The following is a 17,153-nucleotide window of genomic DNA, read 5'->3' as shown; positions in this document are numbered from 1 at the left end:
CACCCCCTAGCCCACGCGCCTCGGCCGGACGCCCTCGTCCCGTGTGCGTCCGGCCATCGCGTCCCAGAAGCGGTCCAGTTCGCGGACGCGCATGCTGACCCAGGGCGGTGTCTTTCGGTGCACCAGCCTGGGAAAGCAGCGGCGGATGGTTCCGGGCAGCAGGACCTGCTGCTGCCGGCAGAAGGGCTCGCGGACCTCGCCCCGGGGCACCCCGCCCCGGGGCGGGTAGGGGCACAGCTGGAACTTGCAGTCGGGCAGACAGGTGGTACCCGGATCGTGCGCGGCCGAGGTGCCGGGCCGCAGCCCGGCCCGCAGCGGCTCACGGCTCGTGCAGATGCACGGTGGCAGTGGCATACCGGGACGCTCGGCGCGGGCCATCCGTTCCTCGACCTCGTCGGGGTACCCGTCCCGCTCCATCAGGTTCAGCATGATCAGCACGTCTGCGACGAGGCGCTGGGCGCGCCCGTCGAGGGTGCTCCACCCGACGGAGGGCGGGATCCACAGGTTGTGCTTGCGGTAGCCCCGGTTGACGACGGTGCGCGAGCCTATGTTGTCGGTGACGGTCTTCTCGTCGATCCAGAGGAAGCGCTCGGGCTGCCCGGTCTCCAGCGCCATGGCCACCAGGTCGCCCGCCTCGGCGACGAACGGATGCAGGACCCGCTGGGGCGCTTCGCCGTTCACGCCGGGGCGGCCGGGAGCGCCGTTCACCGTGCCCGCCATCGACAGCCAGCGCTGCACCGTCTGCACCGCGCTGGACCCGCCGATCGCCCGGGACGGCGCACGCGACCGGTCGCCGTCGTCCTCCTGCCACAGCGCGCTGTCCGCCTCCTGTTCGCGGCGTCCGGTGCAGTCCGGGAGCTCCCACAGACACAGCGCCTGAAGCAGGGTCACCTGGGTGTACCAGCACCGTGACTGCTGCAGCACCGTCTCCGCCTGCCGGATCAGATCGGCTCGGCTCCCCGGGTACGAGTCGGGATGGCGTTTGCGGCGGTTGGCCGCGAGCTTGAAGCCCTGGGCCAGCGCGGCTTCCAGGGCGAGCGGCAGGTCGGGGGGCCATGGGTGTACTTCGGGTCGAGGTGGCGCAGCCACTTGGTGAGGCGGTCCCGTGCCTCGTCCCGGTGGGCGTCGTCGACGGAGCCCAGGAGCATGGGGATCATCCAGGCCCGCATCACGAACTCCCTGAACAGCTTGATACGGGCCTCGCGGTAGTTCCGCTTGATCTTCCTCCGGTCCTCCTGCAGCCGGTAGATCTCCTCCCGCGAGAACCCAGAGTCGGCCCTCGCGTTCCGCATCCTCTCGGTCCAGTGCTGGTAAGCGTTCCTCTTGCGGGCTCTCAGCCGGCTGACCCGCTTGTTGTACTCCCTGACCGGGTCGTTGTTCAGGCCGATCCTGTCCCGGATCACTGCGAACGCGTCGGTTCCGCCGCTGCCGAACTCCTGGGCGGCGGCCAGCCGCACGGCGTACGAGCGCTCCGCTTTGCCGATCTGGAAGAGGTGGTCGTAGAGCTGCATGGTGTCGGTCTTCTCCGAGACCGCGCGCAGTGCCGTGCCGAGCTGCTTCAGCAGTCCGAGCTTCGCGTCCTCAAGGGTGCGACGGTCGCCCTTGATGGCGCACCAGCGTTTGTGCACCTCCGCGACGATGTCGCCGAGCAGTTGCGGCCGGGGTTCCATGCTGTCGATCTCCAGGGCCGCCGCGTACAGATCGAGGGCTTTGGGGTCGTCCGTGCGGCGGTTCGCGGCCGTGAAGAGCCGGTCGGCCATGGTGCGGCCGTACACGGGAGCCTGCCGCACCCTCTCATCCCAGTACTTGTGCACCTCGGCCCCGATGCTGCCTCCCCTGGCCGACTGTTCCACCGCCCGGTCACGGGAGAGCAGCACCAGGGCGATGAGCAGCTCACGGCTGGGCCCCGGCGGCTGCAGCGCCTGCTGGACGAGCTCGCCGGCGGAGCGCTCCTTGAGGTACTGCAACATGCGGAACCCGAAATAGGCCTGGATGATGCTGTGCGGGAAGCGGACCCTCTTCTCGAAGCTCTCCACCAGCTGCAGCTTGTCCGCATGGGCCGCGAAGCGGGCGAGCGCGGCCTGGCATTGGCCCATGTTCCCCTTGGCCAGATGCTCTCTCTCCTCCTTGCTCAGGTGCTCGCAGAGCGTGTTCCAGATCCGCTCCCGGTGCCACTCCGAGAAGGTGTTCCCGCGCTTGCCGTACCGGTCGAAACGGCGTGCCCTGGTCCGCAGGTGGTCCGCCTGGGCCCGCGTCCGCCGCGCCGGACCGGGGTGGACGTCACTGTCCAGCAGCTCGGCGAAGCCGACCTCCAGCTTGTCCTGGAGCAGTCCGATGCACGCGAGCGCGGAGACCACCTCGACGGTGTCCTTGCGTTCCCGGGGGCTCAGCTCGACGTCCTCGCGCAGCCGGCCGTCGCTCATGGCGTGGGCCCAGGTCTCCAGGAGCCACAGCCGGAGCGTGCTGCGGTCCCAACTGCGGGTGTCGAGCCGGTCCTTGTCGTTGCGCGGACGAACGCGTTCGAGGTCGCCGTGGTGGTGCAGTTCGCGGGCGATCTGCAGGTAGATCGGCGATTCGGTGACCTCCGCGGTCTCCACGATCCAGTCCACGCGGCGCTCGTCCGTCTCCGGGACCCGCGCCTCGACGAAGTGCAGCGCCGACTCCTCGCTCAGCGGCTCCAGCTCCACGATCGCGGCGGGGGTGCTCTCCAGCGGACTGTGCGGCCGGGAGGCGATGACGAGGGGCAGCTTCTCCTCGTGGGCGCGCTCGATGGCCCTGCGGATGATGTTGTCCCGGTCCTCCTGGAAGCGCTCGTCGAGGATCGCTTCTTCCAGGCCGTCGGCGATGACGACCACCTTGTCGTCGGCGAGCAGTTGCTGCCAGATCCGGTCGCTCTTGGTGCGCGCCAGAATGCCGTGAGGCGCTTCCTCGGCGAACCGTTGCCTGGCCATGCGCTCGAAGTTCAGATCGGCACCGGTTGCGTCCCTCAGCCGGATCGGCACGGGAACGGCGTGCTGCCGGGCCAGCAGCTCGGTCAGCCGCACCAGGACGGCCGTCTTGCCCGTGCCGACACCGCCGACGAGCAGATAGGGCCGGCGGGTCTCGCGCTGCCGCAGCCTCTGGGCGATGACCCGGGCGACCTCCTCGCGGCCCACGATCTCGGCCATGTCGGGCCCGGCGGTGAGCACCAGCTTGCGGGGGTGCTTGCGCGCCTTGGCGACGTAGCGCCGCTTGCTCCAGCTGTACCAGAAGAACAGGAAGAAAGCGGCGGCCACCGAAGCGGCGAGAAGCGGACCGACGAAGCGGAGCACGGAGTCGAACCCGGTGCTCGACCTCCTCCGCCACTGCTCGAACGCGGTCGTGTGATGGGTGAACAGGATCCAGAGACCTTCCGCGGCCCAGGCGAGGAGTGCGGTCAGGAGGATCAGCCACACAACCCGGATCGCGTTGGTGTACGAGAACCACCTGCGCCAGTTCTTGGGGCGGGTGGTGTCCCGGCGGGCCTCCAGCTTGATGGTCAGATGGTGCCAGTGGACCAGGAAGAACCGCCTGACCCGGCGCCACACGTGTCTCGCCTCCAGCGTCGCCATCGGCGCGCTGCGAGGCCGCACCTTGCCCGGCGGATGACGGACGATCCTCGTCATGGTGCGTTCTCCTTCCGAGGCCGGCTCTCGGCACGAAGGACCCGCGGGGCACCTTCTTCCATGGAAACACTCCAGCCGGGCCCTGCAACTCGGAAGTTGACCCTCCGAAGCCACCGCACCACACAACAGACACAACATCTGGGGGTGACCTGACAGCCCGGCACTAGATGTATGCTCATCCTCGCTGTCGCCGCAGGGGAATCCGGTGCGAATCCGGAACTGTCCCGCAACGGTGTACTTGTGTGTGTCCGTTCCCTGAACGCCGTGCACAGGAGTCAGTCCGAGGACCTGCCGACAGCGCACCCGGCCGTCCGGCCGGTGTGCCCTGAGACGTCCGGGCCTCGTGGAGTGGGCCGGTGGACGCGACGCCGTGTGCGCTCGTGGCTGCCCCCGCCCTCCGCCAGGCCCCCGTGCCGAGCGAGGGAGAGCCCCACGTGACCATCGCGCCAGCAGACCCGGCTTCAGCCGACGGCCTGGAGACCGACGGTCCCGGTGCCGCGCTGCTGCGGACCCTGACCGAGCTGACCGCCGACCTCCCCGACACCGACCCCGGCCGGGTCGCCGCCGCCGCCCTGCGTGGCCGGTCGGCGAACGCCGACGAGGCGGAGTTGCGGGAGCTGGCCACGGAGGCCGCCGCCGGGCTCATCTCCGAGGACCCCGCATACTCCCGGCTGGCCGCCCGGCTGCTGACCCTCACCATCCGCGCGGAGGCCGCCTCGCAGGGCGTGACGTCCTTCACCGAGTCCGTGGCCGTGGGACACCGGGAGGGGCTCATCGCCGACCGGACCGCCGAGTTCGCGCGGGTGCACGCCGCGCGGCTGGACGCGCTGATCGACACGGGCGCCGACGACCGCTTCGGCTACTTCGGGCTGCGCACGCTGCACAGCCGGTATCTGCTCCGGCACCCCTTCACCCGCAAGGTCGTCGAGACCCCCCAGCACTTCATGCTGCGGGTCGCCGCAGGCCTCGCCGAGGACGACAGTGTCCGCTCCCTGGACGAAGTCGCCGCGCTCTACCGGCTCATGAGCCGCCTCGACTACCTGCCGTCCTCCCCCACGCTCTTCAACTCCGGCACCCGCCACCCCCAGATGTCGTCCTGCTACCTCCTCGACTCCCCGCTGGACGAGCTGGACTCCATCTACGACCGCTACCACCAGGTGGCCCGGCTCTCCAAGCACGCCGGCGGCATCGGTCTGTCGTACTCCCGGATCCGCAGCCGCGGTTCGCTGATCCGCGGCACCAACGGGCACTCCAACGGCATCGTGCCGTTCCTGAAGACCCTGGACGCCTCGGTGGCGGCCGTGAACCAGGGCGGCCGGCGCAAGGGCGCCGCGGCCGTCTACCTGGAGACCTGGCACTCCGACATCGAGGAGTTCCTGGAGCTGCGCGACAACACCGGTGAGGACGCCCGCCGTACGCACAACCTGAACCTCGCGCACTGGATCCCGGACGAGTTCATGCGCCGGGTCAACGCCGACGGACAGTGGTCGCTGTTCTCCCCGGCGGACGTGCCGGAGCTGGTGGACCTGTGGGGGGAGGAGTTCGACGCCGCCTACCGCAAGGCCGAGGCGGCGGGGCTCGCGAAGAAGACGATCCCGGCCCGCGAGCTGTACGGCCGGATGATGCGCACCCTCGCGCAGACCGGCAACGGCTGGATGACCTTCAAGGACGCGGCGAACCGCACCGCCAACCAGACCGCCCTGCCCGGCCATGTCGTCCACTCCTCCAACCTCTGCACCGAGATCCTGGAGGTCACGGACGACGGGGAGACGGCGGTCTGCAACCTGGGGTCGGTCAACCTCGGTGCGTTCGTGAGCGGCGGTGACATCGACTGGCAGCGCCTCGACGAGACGGTCCGCACGGCCGTCACCTTCCTCGACCGTGTGGTCGACATCAACTTCTACCCGACCGAGCAGGCGGGCCGGTCGAACGCCAAGTGGCGGCCCGTCGGCCTCGGTGCCATGGGTCTGCAGGACGTGTTCTTCAAGCTGCGCCTGCCCTTCGACTCCCCGGAGGCCAAGGCCCTGTCCACGCGGATCGCCGAGCGCATCATGCTCGCCGCGTACGAGGCCTCCGCCGACCTCGCCGAGCGGAACGGCCCGCTGCCGGCCTGGGAGAAGACCCGTACCGCGCGCGGTGTGCTGCACCCCGACCACTACGAGGTGGAGCTGACCTGGCCGGAGCGCTGGGCGGCCCTGCGCGAGCGGATCGCGGCCGTCGGCATGCGCAACTCGCTCCTCCTGGCGATCGCGCCCACCGCCACCATCGCCTCCATCGCGGGCGCGTACGAGTGCATCGAGCCGCAGGTGTCGAACCTGTTCAAGCGCGAGACGCTGTCCGGTGAGTTTTTGCAGGTCAACTCGTACCTGGTGAAGGATCTGAAGGAGCTCGGCGTCTGGGACGCACGGACCCGTGAGGCGCTGCGCGACTCCAACGGCTCGGTGCAGGACTTCGCGTGGATCCCGGCCGACGTACGGGCCCTGTACCGCACGGCGTGGGAGATCCCGCAGCGCGGCCTGATCGACATGGCCGCGGCGCGGACCCCGTTCCTCGACCAGGCGCAGTCGCTCAACCTCTTCATGGAGACGCCGACCATCGGCAAGCTCTCCTCGATGTACGCGTACGCCTGGAAGTCCGGGCTCAAGACGACGTACTACCTGCGCTCGCGGCCCGCGACGCGCATCGCCCGCGCCGCCCAGGCGCAGACACAGAAGACCATCCCCGTCCAGCAGGCCGCCGATCCCGACGCGGTCGCCTGCTCCCTGGAAAACCCCGAGTCCTGCGAGGCCTGCCAGTAATGTCCACCCGTCCCCAGAACCTCCTCGACCCGGGCTTCGAACTCACCCTCCGCCCGATGCGCTACCCGGACTTCTACGAGCGCTACCGGGACGCCATCAAGAACACCTGGACCGTGGAGGAGGTCGACCTCCACTCGGACGTCGCCGACCTCGCGAAGCTGACTGCGGCCGAGCAGCACCTGATCGGCCGGCTGGTGGCCTTCTTCGCGACGGGCGACTCGATCGTCGCGAACAACCTGGTCCTGACGCTGTACAAGCACATCAACTCGCCCGAGGCGCGCCTGTATCTGAGCAGGCAGCTCTTCGAGGAGGCCGTGCACGTCCAGTTCTATCTGACGCTGCTCGACACCTATCTCCCCGACCCGGACGACCGGGCGGCGGCCTTCGCGGCCGTCGAGAACATCCCCTCCATCCGGGAGAAGGCCGGGTTCTGCTTCAAGTGGATGGACTCGGTCGAGAAGCTGGAGCGCCTGGAGACGAAGGCCGACCGCCGGCGCTTCCTGCTCAATCTGATCTGCTTCGCCGCGTGCATCGAGGGCCTGTTCTTCTACGGCGCCTTCGCCTACGTGTACTGGTTCCGCAGCCGGGGTCTGCTGCACGGTCTCGCCACCGGCACCAACTGGGTGTTCCGCGACGAGACGATGCACATGTCCTTCGCCTTCGACGTGGTCGACACCGTCCGCAAGGAGGAGCCGGAGCTGTTCGACGACGCGCTCCAGCAGCAGGTCACCGACATGCTCAAGGAGGCCGTCGAGGCCGAGCTGCAGTTCGCGCGCGACCTGTGCGGTGACGGCCTGCCGGGCATGAACACCGAGTCGATGCGGCAGTACCTGGAGTGCGTCGCCGACCAGCGCCTCACCCGCCTCGGTTTCGCACCGGTGTACGGCTCGGAGAACCCGTTCTCCTTCATGGAGCTGCAGGGTGTCCAGGAGCTGACGAACTTCTTCGAGCGCCGCCCGTCGGCGTACCAGGTCGCCGTGGAGGGCACGGTCGACCTGGACGAGGACTTCTGACCGTCCCGCTGCTTCGGCACACGGGGCTCGCGCAGGTGTTCCCTCAGGCGGGGTGGGCCACGCCGTGACGGCTGTGGGGGCGGTTCGGCGCCGCCTCCCCTTCGCCGTGCTCCGCCCGCCTGAGCTGCCGGTCGATGCTCCATTCCCGCACGGCACCGATCGCGGACGGGAGAATCATGAGGACGAGGATCCCGAAGGTGGCGAGCATGCCGATGAGGCCTTGGATCTGGTTTCCGTTCATGCCCTCACTGTCGCGCGGAACACTCCTCGTCCGTGAGTGGCAGGACTGCCGTACACCCTCGAATTGCTGCCACTGATCCGGCACACTGGCAGCATGCTGAAGAACGTGGCCGCCGTGCTGCTGGACGGGGTGCATCCCTTCGAGCTGGGTGTCGTGTGCGAGGTGTTCGGCATCGACCGCAGCGACGAGGGGCTGCCGGTGTACGACTTCGCCGTGGTCTCCGCCGAGGGGCCCACCCTCGGCACCCACTGCGGGTTCACCGTGTCCACCCCCTACGGGCTGGAGCGGCTGGAGGAGGCCGACCTGATCGCCGTCCCGGCCGGGGAGACCTATGCCGTACGGGAGTACCCGGAGGAGCTGCTGGAGGCCCTGCGGCGCGCCGTCCAGCGGGGGGCACGGGTGCTCAGCGTCTGCTCCGGCGTGTTCCTGCTGGCCGCGGCGGGGCTGCTGGACGGCCGGCGGTGCGCGGTGCACTGGCATCACGCGGAGCAGCTCGCCCGCCGGTATCCGACGGTCGCCGTCGAGCCGGACGTGCTCTACGTCGACGAGGATCCCGTGATCACCTCGGCCGGCACCGCCGCCGGGATCGACGCCTGTCTGCATCTCGTGCGCAAGGAGCAGGGACCCGAGGTCGCGAACAAGATCGCCCGCCGGATGGTCGTACCGCCGCACCGGGACGGCGGGCAGGCGCAGTACATCGAGCGGCCGCTGCCCAAGGCCCCGTGCGACACCGTCGGCGAGGTGCTGGTGTGGATGGAGGAGCACCTCGACCAGGAGGTGACCGTGGAACAGCTGGCCGCCCGTGCCCACATGGCGCCCCGCACCTTCGCGCGCCGTTTCCAGCAGGAGACCGGGACCACGCCCTACCGGTGGATCCTGCGCCAACGGGTGCTGCGCGCCCAGGAGTTGCTGGAGGGCACGGACGAGACCATGGACGAGATCGCCTGGCGCACCGGGTTCGGTACGGCGGCGGCGCTGCGGCACCAGTTCGTCCAGGCGCTCGGCACCACCCCGAACGCCTACCGGCGCACGTTCCGGGGCCCTCAGGCCGCCTGAGCGTGCGCCGGTACCAGGTGGCCTACCAAGGCATCGGCCTCAGCAGCAGGTTGTGCGGACGGAGCGTGATGCCCACGCGGGTGGCGTCGTTCGACCCGGCGACCTGCTCGAAGCGGTACTTCGCCGAGACCGCCGCGGTGATCAGGCTCAGCTGGGTCATGGAGAAGTGGTCGCTGGGGCACTTGCGGTTGCCCACGCTGAAGGGGCTCATGGCGTACTTCGGCACGTCCTTGGCCCGCTCCGGCAGCCACCGGTCGGGGTCGAAGTCGAGGTGCCGGTCGTAGGAGCGGGCGTCGCGCTGGATCGCGTAGGGGCTGTAGACGATGTCCGCTCCGGCCGGAATGCGATAGCCGCCGAGCGAGGTGTCGGTCACCGCGCGCCGCGTCAATATCCATACGGCGGGCCTGAGCCGCATGGCCTCGACGACGACATTGTTGGTGTGCGTGAGCGCGCGAACGTGCTGGAATCCGACCGGCCGACCGGCGGTCACGGATTCGACCTCGGTCCGTACCTTCTCGGCGTGTTCCGGGTGTTCCGCGAGAACCTGCAGCAGCCACATGATCGTGGACGCCACCGTTTCGCTGCCGGGGGTGAGTATCGCGACGACCTGGTCGTGGATCTCCTGTTCCCCGATGGGGTCGCCATTGTCGTCCTTTGCCTCCAGCAATGCCGTCAGCAAATCGTCCGGCTTTTGACCAGATGCCCTCCGCTCGGCGACGATCTCGTCCACCAGCAGATGCAAATCGGCCAGTGCCCGGTTGAATTCGCGGTTGGCCGGGAGCGGCAGCCGGTACAGCGGTCCGAGGGGGAGGACCATGCGGCGGTACATGCCCCGGAAGACACTGGCGAGGTCGACGCTCAGCCGCTCGGCGCGCTCGTCCATGTACTCGCCGCGCAGCAGGCAGCGGGCGGCGATGCGCACGGCCACCCGGAAGGACTCAGAGGTGCAGTCGATGGTCTCGCCGGGCCGCCAGCGCCCGGTCAGCGCGTGCGCCTCCTCCTCCATCACCGGCCCGTAGTCCGGGATCGCGTCCAGCCGGAACGCGGGCTGGATGGTGCGGCGCTGGCGCCGGTGCCGGGGGCCGTTGGCGGTGGCCACGCCCTCCTTGCCGAGCAGGCCTTCGAGGGACTCCCACAGGGGTCCGTCGATCTTGAAGTCGGCGCTGAGCGCAAGCGCGCCGGTCAGCTCCGGCGTGGTGACGGCATACACCGTCTTGGGGCCGAGCTTGAGGCGTACGACGTCGCCGTGGTCGCGGAGCCGGGACATGAAGGCCAGCGGGTCGCGGACCAGTCTCAGGCCGTGCCCGAGGCCCGGCACCGCGCCCTGGGCCAGGGGCGGCTCACGCAGTTCGGCCGCCTCGGAGGTACCGGGCCGCACAGACTCGACGGTCATTTCTCACCTGCCGCTTCGTTCGTGACGTACGGGGGCGTGGACCGGTCGTCCCAGGTGTCGACCATGTACCGGCCGGACTCGTGGTGGAACCAGTAGACGGAGCTGAACCAGTTGCGCATATTGCCGACACAGGCGCGGACCACGGCGCTCAGTTCCTTTCCGCCGACCGTTCCGTCGGCGAGTTCGTCGGCGAACCGCAGGGCGTCCTGCTCGGCTTCGAGAAATTCACTGACGCATTTCTCGATCCGGCGCCTGACTTCGTCCACCGCGTCTTCGAGAGTCAGCCTCTCATGGACGATGAGACTGATTCCGAGATTGTGGACCTCGTCGCCCGCTATTTCCTTCGGCAGCGAGCACAGGTCGTTGTACCAGGCGGCGAATTCCTGGCTGAGCAGCGCGGCCCGGCGGTAGGCCGGTTTTTTCCGTACGGCGTCCGGGAGTTCACATCCGGCGCTCGGTTCCAGCAGGTCCGTCCATATCCAGTGCGCGAAGGTGTGCCGGCGCAGGGCGAGATATTCCTCGACGCCGGGTATGTATCCCTCGGTGCGGTTGCGGAACTCTCGGTCGTAGGCCTCGATGACCGCGTGGAAGTGCCGGGCGAACCGCTGGTTCCAGGTGCGCGGCAGGAAGCCGTACAGCCGCAGCACGCTGTCGGCGAACCCGGCGACCAGTGGGTCGGGATGGTGCAGATGGTGCCTGGGTGCGTCCAGGGCCGCGTGCAGGCGGTACCTCAGCCGCCGCCAGTCGCCCGTGCGGCCGTGGACGACACAGCGGTCGTGGTGGTCGTCCCAGACGAAGAACCACGCGCTGTAGTCGGCTATGGCCTGCATGACCTCGTCGGGGGCGCCGAGGTAGTAGCCCGCCATGAGGTCGGTGTAGCACAGTCCGTCGGCATATTCCTGCACCTTGTCCGCCGGCATGAGCCGTTTTTCCAGCAGCCAGACCCGTGTCCTGTGCTGTAGCAGCGGCCAATACGGATGCAGTTGCCGGGGAAAGGCGGACTCGATCACCGGGAGTGCCAGTGAGGGTGGTACGACGACCGCCGTTGGCGTCGCTGTGGTGCTGTATGGGAAAGCTTGCACGAACAAACCCCTCTCAGCCGCAGGAGCACACGCCCCTCCACGGTTGTGCCGGGCGTGCGCCGTCGCGTATCCCCGCTCTTACATTCAGCACCACAACTGACCGCCGTGGGAACGGATTTGCTTCACTCACTACCCCAAGGCTGCCGGGAATCCAGCCTTGTGTGACCGGTTAAGGATCACAACGAGGACAGAAGAGGTCGGGTGTACGACGCACGGATGAGCGAGGCGAGACATGCGTAGGGCGCCCGACCGGGGGTGATCCCGGCCGGGCGCCCCGACGAGCCCGCGTCTCCTAGTCGTTGGCGACCACCGGATAACGTGGCTCATTCTCGGCCATCTGCCGCAGGGCGTCCTTGCGGTCCCGCTTGGACAGCCGGTCGATGTACAGGTAGCCGTAGAGGTGGTCGGTCTCGTGCTGCAAACAGCGTGCGAAGTAGCCTGTGCCGCGCACCTTGATCGGGTTGCCCTGCTCGTCCTGACCGGTCACCTCGGCGTAGTCGGGACGCGCAAGCGGCGCGTACGCCGTCGGCACGGACAGGCAGCCCTCGTTGCTGTCGTCCAGCCGGCGCCGGTCGGCGGGCAGGTCGACCAGCCTCGGGTTGCACACCACGCCGACGTGCCGGACGCCCTCGTCGTCCATGCAGTCGTAGACGAAGACCTTCAGGTCGACACCGATCTGGTTGGCGGCCAGGCCCACGCCCTCGGCGGTGCGCTGGCTGGCGAACATGTCGGCGACGAGCTGCTGCAGCTCCTCGCCGAACTCGGTGACGTCCTTGCACTCCTTGTGGAGCACCGGGTTGCCGACGACCGTGATCGGCCGCGAGGTGCCGCGCTCCCGCCAGGCCTTCTCGCGCTCCTCGCAGTCCTCCGTGTCGACGACATAACCCTCGTCGTCGACGGGGAGCACGCCCGCGTGCTGCTGATCGGTGTCCTGCTGCGCCATGACCGACGTACGCCTTCCTGCAAGCCTGGAGAATTCTGCGAGTACAGCCTAAAGGTGGCCGGTCACCGTCGGCTCAGCAAACCTCTTCGAGATCCCGCCAGTCCCGGGAGTCCGGGCTGTCCGCGACCCACCCGTCCAGCAACCCCCGGACCAGCGACGCCGGTGCGGCCACCCCGCACTCCCGCTCGGGCACCCACAGCTGCCCGTCCGTCCGATGCCCCAGCGGGCCGGGATGACCGGGCTCGCTGTGGTCGTGCGGGTCGAGGTGCACACCTTCGCCCTCGTCCGAGGGCATCCGTGACTCCGAACACATCCGGCACAGCAGCCGCACCGACGAGGACCAGTCCTCCGCGGCGAACCCCGCGTCGGCGGCCAGCTGCTCCAGCGCGTCCCGGTCCGCCTCCGTGGCCGCCTCCAGCAGGACCACCCAGGTGGGCACGGGCGAGGGCGCCCACAGCTCGATCTCGTCGAAGACCGGGTAGGAGTGCCCGGCGGACGTCGTGCGCTCGCCGTGCGGGACACCGTCGTGCAGCACGACCTCGCCCCAGCGCCGCCCCGACGAGGGCAGCGGGATGGACAGCACCTCCAGCCGCGCCGGGTCCAGCCTGCGCCCCCACACGACCTCGGCCTCGCCCTCCGGGGAGAGCCGTACGGCCGCACTGCCCAGCTCCATGCCGAGGGGCTCGGCGGAGGCGGCGGCGCCTCCGGGCACCTTCAGTCCATACGCCTGCCAGGCGCGGCGGGCCAGCGGCCAGTCCTGCAGGGCGGTGGCGGCGATGCCGACGTTCCACCAGTCGGGCGCCCCGGTCTCCCGGTCCAGCAGCGCGACCGCCCGGAGTCCGGCGGCACGGGCCTGCTCCCAGTCGTGCCGGAACTTGTGCAGCAGGGCCAGGTTGAACCAGGACTCCGACAGCCAGGGCTCCAGATCGGCGGCCCGTGTCAGCAGCTCGCCCGCGTCCTCGTACCGGCCGTCGCCGATCAGCGTGAACGCGCGGTCTGTGGCCTGCCGCCAGGAGGCGGAGGGCCGGTGCCGTCCCTTGCCGAAGATCCTCACGATTCCCGCCTGCCAGTTCCAGTTCCGCACAGTGGGCTGGCTTGTGCCCCCAAACACCCTCTCCCTCGCATCCAACCACGTACGGCGGGAAAGGCGCTCATTACCCATGGGTTACCCAGCCGCGCCCGGGGTCAGACAGTGCCGTATGTCTCCGTCGCCCTCCGCCGGCGCGCTCTCCCGCCAGGCCCGCGACCGGGCCAGGACCCGGGCGAGGGACTCCACGACGTCCGGAGCGTAGTCGCCGGCGGTGCCGAGGCGCAGCTCCTCCAGCGCCCGCAGGGGGCCGTCGGGCCCGGCGTCCCGGGCCTTCTCCTCGTATGCGTTCACGGCCCGGATGATCCGCGCGGCGACCGGCTGTGCGCGGTAGGGGTCGGCCTGCCGTTCGACCATCACGGCGACGGCCGCGGCCACACCGGTCTGCCGTACGACGGCCCCGCCGAGCAGCGCGATGCGCCGCTGCTCCTCGGGGGGCAGGCCGGCGGTGGCACCGGCCGGGACCGGGTCGACCAGGCTGAGCTGGCCGATGTCGTGCATGAGGGCCGCGTACTCCAGGACGGTCAGCTCGCCCTCGCTCAGGCCGAGGTCCCGGCCGACGGCGAGGCTGAGCGCGGCGACGCGGCGGGCGTGTCCGGCGGGCGTGTATCCGGCGATCTCGGTGGCGCGGGCGAGGGAGGCGATGGTCTGCCGGTTGGTGGCGCGGACGGCCGCGTACCGGCGCACGGACAGCTGGGTGAGCAGCAGGGGCAGACAGAACACGGGCAGCGCCCACAGGCCGACGACGGCGACCGCGAGCGCCATCACGGCGCCGGTCGCGCAGACGGCGGAGCCGATGCCGAGCAGTCCGCGCAGTTCGTCGCGCAGCAGCGGGCCGAACGGCCAGCGGGTGCGGGAGTGGGCGAGGGCCGCGGCGAGGACGGCGTCGCACAGGGCGGTGAGGACGAGGAGGGCGACGAGCAGCAGGGCGTAGGCGGGGCCGCTCCAGGACACGAACACGCCCTCGTTCGAGAGGGGTTGGAAACAGACGGCGGCGAATCCGACGCTCAGCACGCGGCGGGCGAGGTGGTCGCGGGTCGGGGTGCGGCCGCACCAGATGTGCGGGACGCCGCCGAGCAGGGAGGCGGTGAGAACGACCGTGACGACCTGCGGCGCGTCATGCAGCGTCTGCTGCCCGGCGTCGGGCCCGAGCAGGGCGTACGACAGCGATCCGGCGGTGCCCAGCGGCGCGGCCTGCCGCACCGGGGCTCCGCTCCACCGGGTCAGCTCGCCGACGGCTATGAGCACCCCGAAGGCGAGCGCGACGCCCCGGTCGGCCATGCCGGTCCACAGGGTGACACCGAGGGAGGCGGCTGCGGTGAGCCCGGCCGCGGCGTGGATGCACCGGAGCGCGGTCATCGCGGTGCCCCGGTGCGGTGGCCTGCGGCCGGCTGCGGGCCCGGGACCGCGCGCGCCGTCTCGTCGGCCGTGACGGCCGGGTGCCAGCCCTGGCGGTCGAGGGCCCGCGCGAGCGCCGTGACCATACGGGGGTCGAACTGGGTGCCGGCGCACCGCTGCAGCTCGGCGACGGCCACGTCGACCGGCCGGGCCCGGCAGTAGGAGCGGGTGGAGGTCATCGCGTCGAAGGCGTCGGCGACGGCGACGACCCGGGCGCACTCGGGGATCTGGGTGCCGACGAGGCCGTACGGGTAGCCGCTGCCGTCGAGGCGTTCGTGGTGGTGCAGGATCGCGGCGCGGGCCTCGCCGAGGAAGGAGATCCCGCGGACCATCTCATGGCCGTACTCGGGGTGCAGTTCGATGATCCGGCGTTCCTCGGGGGTCAGCGGGCCGTCCTTGCGCAGCAGCCGGGTCGGGACGCCGAGCTTGCCGACGTCGTGCAGGATCCCGGCGAAGCGCAGTGTCTCGACGCGGTCGTCGTCCATGCCGAGTTCCCGCGCGATCATCACGGAGGCCTGCCCGACGCGTTCGCTGTGGCCGCGGGTGTAACCGTCCTTGATGTCGACGGCTTGGACGAGCGCTCGGATGGTGGCCTGGTGGGCGGCGCGTTCGCGGTGGTACTGGGCGAAGATCCACCAGGACACGCACATCGGCAGCAGCACGAGCAGCGCGGCGACCGGGCCGTACGGGCTGCGCCACAGCACGGCCATCATCAGCCCGGCGAGTCCGTGCACCGCGACCGGCGCGAGCGAACGGGACAGCAGCCCGCGCCAGGCCCGGCGCAGCGGAACGCCCAGGGCGACCGCGCGCAGGCCGCCGTCGAGGAGGGTGAGGACCAGGCAGAAGACGAGGACGGCCGCGCCGGCGGGCAGCAGTGCGTACGGGAAGTCGCAGCCGACGACGGCGTCCCGCCCGCCGAGCGCCCAGTGCACCCGGGCAGCGCCCCACACCGCGAGCGCGGGCTGCGCGGCCCGCCAGACACGCCTGACCAGCGCGGGCCGGTGCTCGACCGGGGAGAGCAGGGCCGCGGGCAACGGGACGAGCGCGGCGGCGGGCGGCGGCAGCAGGAACACCCCGGCGAGCAGGACGGGGTAGAAGGTGCCGCCGAAACGGCGGCGTACGACGTGCTCGCAGGCGGCGCAGAGGGCGCAGAGCAGGCCGAGCACCCACCAGGGAGTGTGGACAGCCGGCAGCGGCAGGAGGCAGAGCAGCGCCAGCAGGGCGACACCGGCCACATAGCCGCGTGCCCTTGCCGGTACCGCCTCCATCGCGCCCCTCCCCGACCGTGCCGGTCCAGGCTCGGAGCCTAGGGCGGGGATCGGGGGGTACGGGGCCTATGACCTGAGGATTAGCACATTCGGGTGACGGCCGGGGTGACCCGGCGGTCAGCTCTCCTGCGGCGTGGCGGTCACGTCGTGGTCCGGCACGGCCTGACCGGAGCGGATGAGATCGATCCGCCCCATGACCTTGGCGCGCAGGTCGGCGGGCACGTCGTCATGTCCGCAGCACCGCTTGACCAGCTTCTTCACGGCCTGCTCCAGGCCGTACTTCTCCAGACACGGAGAGCATTCCTCGAAGTGGTGCTGGAACTTGTCGCGATCGACGTCCGGCATCTCGCTGTCGAGGAACTCGTACAGATGGTCGAGGACCTCACTGCAGTCCGTCTCGTGCGGATCTCCGCAGCTCATGAGCCCGAACCTTTCACTTCGTTCGACTCTCCGGCGCCCGCCGGAACCAGCCCGCGCTCACGGGCGTAGTCCTCCAGCATGCCGCGCAGCTGACGGCGGCCCCGGTGCAGCCGGGACATCACCGTACCGATGGGTGTCCCCATGATGTCCGCGATCTCCTTGTACGCAAAGCCCTCGACATCCGCGAGATACACGGCGATGCGGAACTCCTCGGGGATCGCCTGCAGCGCTTCCTTCACGTCCGAGTCCGGCAGGTGGTCGAGCGCCTGCGACTCGGCGGAGCGCAGACCCGTCGACATGTGCGACTCGGCGCGGGCGAGCTGCCAGTCCTCGATCTCCTCCGCGGCGGAGCGCTGCGGCTCGCGCTGCTTCTTGCGGTAGGAGTTGATGAAGGTGTTGGTGAGGATCCGGTACAGCCACGCCTTCAGGTTGGTGCCCTCGCGGAACTGGTGGAAGGACGCGTACGCCTTGGCGTACGTCTCCTGCACCAGGTCCTCGGCGTCGGCCGGGTTGCGCGTCATGCGCAGCGCCGCCGAATACATCTGGTCGAGGAATTCCAGCGCGTCCCGCTCGAAGCGCGCACTGCGCTCGGCGGTGGACTCGGAGGTCGTCTCCGCGCTCACACCCTGGCCCTCGGGCTGCTCCGCCTGGCCGTTGTCGGTCCCTGCGTCGGTACCGGTGACCGGACCCACCTCCTCAAGATCCCGGGCAGGACCGAGAGCGGTCCCACTCGATTCGGAGGATAGAACACGACCCGTGCCTGCCGCCCCTCGAATAGGAGCGGTCTTGGCCGCGTACAGCACCGTCCAG

At 70.1% G+C, this 17,153-nt stretch carries 14 protein-coding genes and 1 riboswitch; of the genes, 3 read left to right on the top strand and 11 right to left on the bottom strand.

Annotated elements, in window-relative coordinates; translation table 11 throughout:
- Nucleotides 1–6 precede the first annotated feature (6 nt).
- A complete protein-coding gene (locus tag ACIGXP_RS05990; protein WP_399764459.1) occupies nt 7–891 on the bottom strand; it encodes a hypothetical protein in 885 nt (294 codons plus the stop codon).
- Nucleotides 892–941: 50 nt separating this feature from the next.
- Nucleotides 942–3,644 (bottom strand): NACHT domain-containing protein, encoded by a 2,703-nt coding sequence (locus ACIGXP_RS05985; RefSeq protein WP_399764457.1) that lies wholly within the window; start codon nt 3,642–3,644, stop codon nt 942–944.
- A gap of 136 nt (nt 3,645–3,780) precedes the next feature.
- Nucleotides 3,781–3,955, top strand: a riboswitch (cobalamin riboswitch).
- Nucleotides 3,956–4,078: 123 nt separating this feature from the next.
- Here ACIGXP_RS05985 and ACIGXP_RS05980 point away from each other — a divergent pair.
- Both ACIGXP_RS05980 and ACIGXP_RS05975 read left to right on the top strand, forming a co-directional pair.
- A complete protein-coding gene (locus tag ACIGXP_RS05980; RefSeq protein ID WP_363214467.1) occupies nt 4,079–6,442 on the top strand; it encodes a ribonucleoside-diphosphate reductase subunit alpha in 2,364 nt (787 codons plus the stop codon).
- Nucleotides 6,442–7,455: a ribonucleotide-diphosphate reductase subunit beta gene (locus ACIGXP_RS05975; protein ID WP_399764454.1), complete on the top strand. Its 1,014-nt coding sequence runs from the start codon at nt 6,442–6,444 to the stop codon at nt 7,453–7,455. The genes ACIGXP_RS05980 and ACIGXP_RS05975 overlap by 1 nt, the downstream gene beginning before the upstream one ends.
- Nucleotides 7,456–7,498: 43 nt before the next feature.
- On the opposite strand, the gene ACIGXP_RS05970 is transcribed toward ACIGXP_RS05975, so the two are convergent.
- A complete protein-coding gene (locus ACIGXP_RS05970; protein ID WP_399764451.1) occupies nt 7,499–7,696 on the bottom strand; it encodes a hypothetical protein in 198 nt (65 codons plus the stop codon).
- Between the two features lie 93 nt (nt 7,697–7,789).
- Between ACIGXP_RS05970 and ACIGXP_RS05965 the strand changes: the two genes are divergently transcribed.
- A complete protein-coding gene (locus ACIGXP_RS05965) occupies nt 7,790–8,752 on the top strand; it encodes a helix-turn-helix domain-containing protein (protein WP_363214470.1) in 963 nt (320 codons plus the stop codon).
- Nucleotides 8,753–8,774: 22 nt separating this feature from the next.
- Here ACIGXP_RS05965 and ACIGXP_RS05960 read toward each other — a convergent pair whose 3' ends face one another.
- The 8 genes from ACIGXP_RS05960 to sigR all read right to left on the bottom strand — a co-directional run bounded on the left by ACIGXP_RS05960 (nt 8,775) and on the right by sigR (nt 17,035).
- Complete coding sequence (locus ACIGXP_RS05960) at nt 8,775–10,145, bottom strand: cytochrome P450 (protein ID WP_399764447.1); 1,371 nt, start codon at nt 10,143–10,145, stop codon at nt 8,775–8,777.
- Complete coding sequence (cyc1, locus tag ACIGXP_RS05955; protein ID WP_399764444.1) at nt 10,142–11,227, bottom strand: epi-isozizaene synthase; 1,086 nt, start codon at nt 11,225–11,227, stop codon at nt 10,142–10,144. The genes ACIGXP_RS05960 and cyc1 overlap by 4 nt, the downstream gene beginning before the upstream one ends.
- Before the next feature lie 292 nt (nt 11,228–11,519).
- On the bottom strand, nt 11,520–12,170 hold the full coding sequence (def, locus tag ACIGXP_RS05950; protein ID WP_399764442.1) for a peptide deformylase: 651 nt from the start codon (nt 12,168–12,170) through the stop codon (nt 11,520–11,522).
- Between the two features lie 73 nt (nt 12,171–12,243).
- Nucleotides 12,244–13,224: a hypothetical protein gene (locus ACIGXP_RS05945; protein ID WP_191871517.1), complete on the bottom strand. Its 981-nt coding sequence runs from the start codon at nt 13,222–13,224 to the stop codon at nt 12,244–12,246.
- Between the two features lie 111 nt (nt 13,225–13,335).
- Nucleotides 13,336–14,616 carry an HD domain-containing protein gene (locus ACIGXP_RS05940; RefSeq protein WP_363214474.1) on the bottom strand — a complete coding sequence of 427 codons (1,281 nt, stop codon included), beginning with the start codon at nt 14,614–14,616 and terminating at the stop codon, nt 13,336–13,338.
- Nucleotides 14,613–15,923 (bottom strand): HD-GYP domain-containing protein, encoded by a 1,311-nt coding sequence (locus tag ACIGXP_RS05935; protein ID WP_399764438.1) that lies wholly within the window; start codon nt 15,921–15,923, stop codon nt 14,613–14,615. The genes ACIGXP_RS05940 and ACIGXP_RS05935 overlap by 4 nt, the downstream gene beginning before the upstream one ends.
- A 117-nt stretch (nt 15,924–16,040) precedes the next feature.
- A complete protein-coding gene (gene rsrA / locus ACIGXP_RS05930) occupies nt 16,041–16,343 on the bottom strand; it encodes a mycothiol system anti-sigma-R factor (protein ID WP_191871520.1) in 303 nt (100 codons plus the stop codon).
- Entirely contained in the window at nt 16,340–17,035 is a 696-nt protein-coding gene (gene sigR, locus ACIGXP_RS05925; RefSeq protein ID WP_399764872.1) for an RNA polymerase sigma factor SigR, read from the bottom strand. The genes rsrA and sigR overlap by 4 nt, the downstream gene beginning before the upstream one ends.
- Nucleotides 17,036–17,153: the final 118 nt, after the last annotated feature.

It is taken from the genome of Streptomyces sp. NPDC053069 (genome assembly GCF_044546895.1).
Lineage (GTDB): Bacteria > Actinomycetota > Actinomycetes > Streptomycetales > Streptomycetaceae > Streptomyces.
This window is presented reverse-complemented; position numbering and strand designations above follow the sequence as displayed.

Coding starts and splice junctions, on each gene's coding strand:
- ACIGXP_RS05985 (WP_399764457.1), bottom strand. CDS start 3,644: ATGACGAGGATCGTCCGTCATCCGCCGGGCAAGGTGCGGCCTCGCAGC.
- ACIGXP_RS05975 (WP_399764454.1), top strand. CDS start 6,442: ATGTCCACCCGTCCCCAGAACCTCCTCGACCCGGGCTTCGAACTCACC.
- ACIGXP_RS05970 (WP_399764451.1), bottom strand. CDS start 7,696: ATGAACGGAAACCAGATCCAAGGCCTCATCGGCATGCTCGCCACCTTC.
- ACIGXP_RS05965 (WP_363214470.1), top strand. CDS start 7,790: ATGCTGAAGAACGTGGCCGCCGTGCTGCTGGACGGGGTGCATCCCTTC.
- ACIGXP_RS05960 (WP_399764447.1), bottom strand. CDS start 10,145: ATGACCGTCGAGTCTGTGCGGCCCGGTACCTCCGAGGCGGCCGAACTG.
- def (WP_399764442.1), bottom strand. CDS start 12,170: ATGGCGCAGCAGGACACCGATCAGCAGCACGCGGGCGTGCTCCCCGTC.
- ACIGXP_RS05940 (WP_363214474.1), bottom strand. CDS start 14,616: ATGACCGCGCTCCGGTGCATCCACGCCGCGGCCGGGCTCACCGCAGCC.
- ACIGXP_RS05935 (WP_399764438.1), bottom strand. CDS start 15,923: ATGGAGGCGGTACCGGCAAGGGCACGCGGCTATGTGGCCGGTGTCGCC.
- rsrA (WP_191871520.1), bottom strand. CDS start 16,343: ATGAGCTGCGGAGATCCGCACGAGACGGACTGCAGTGAGGTCCTCGAC.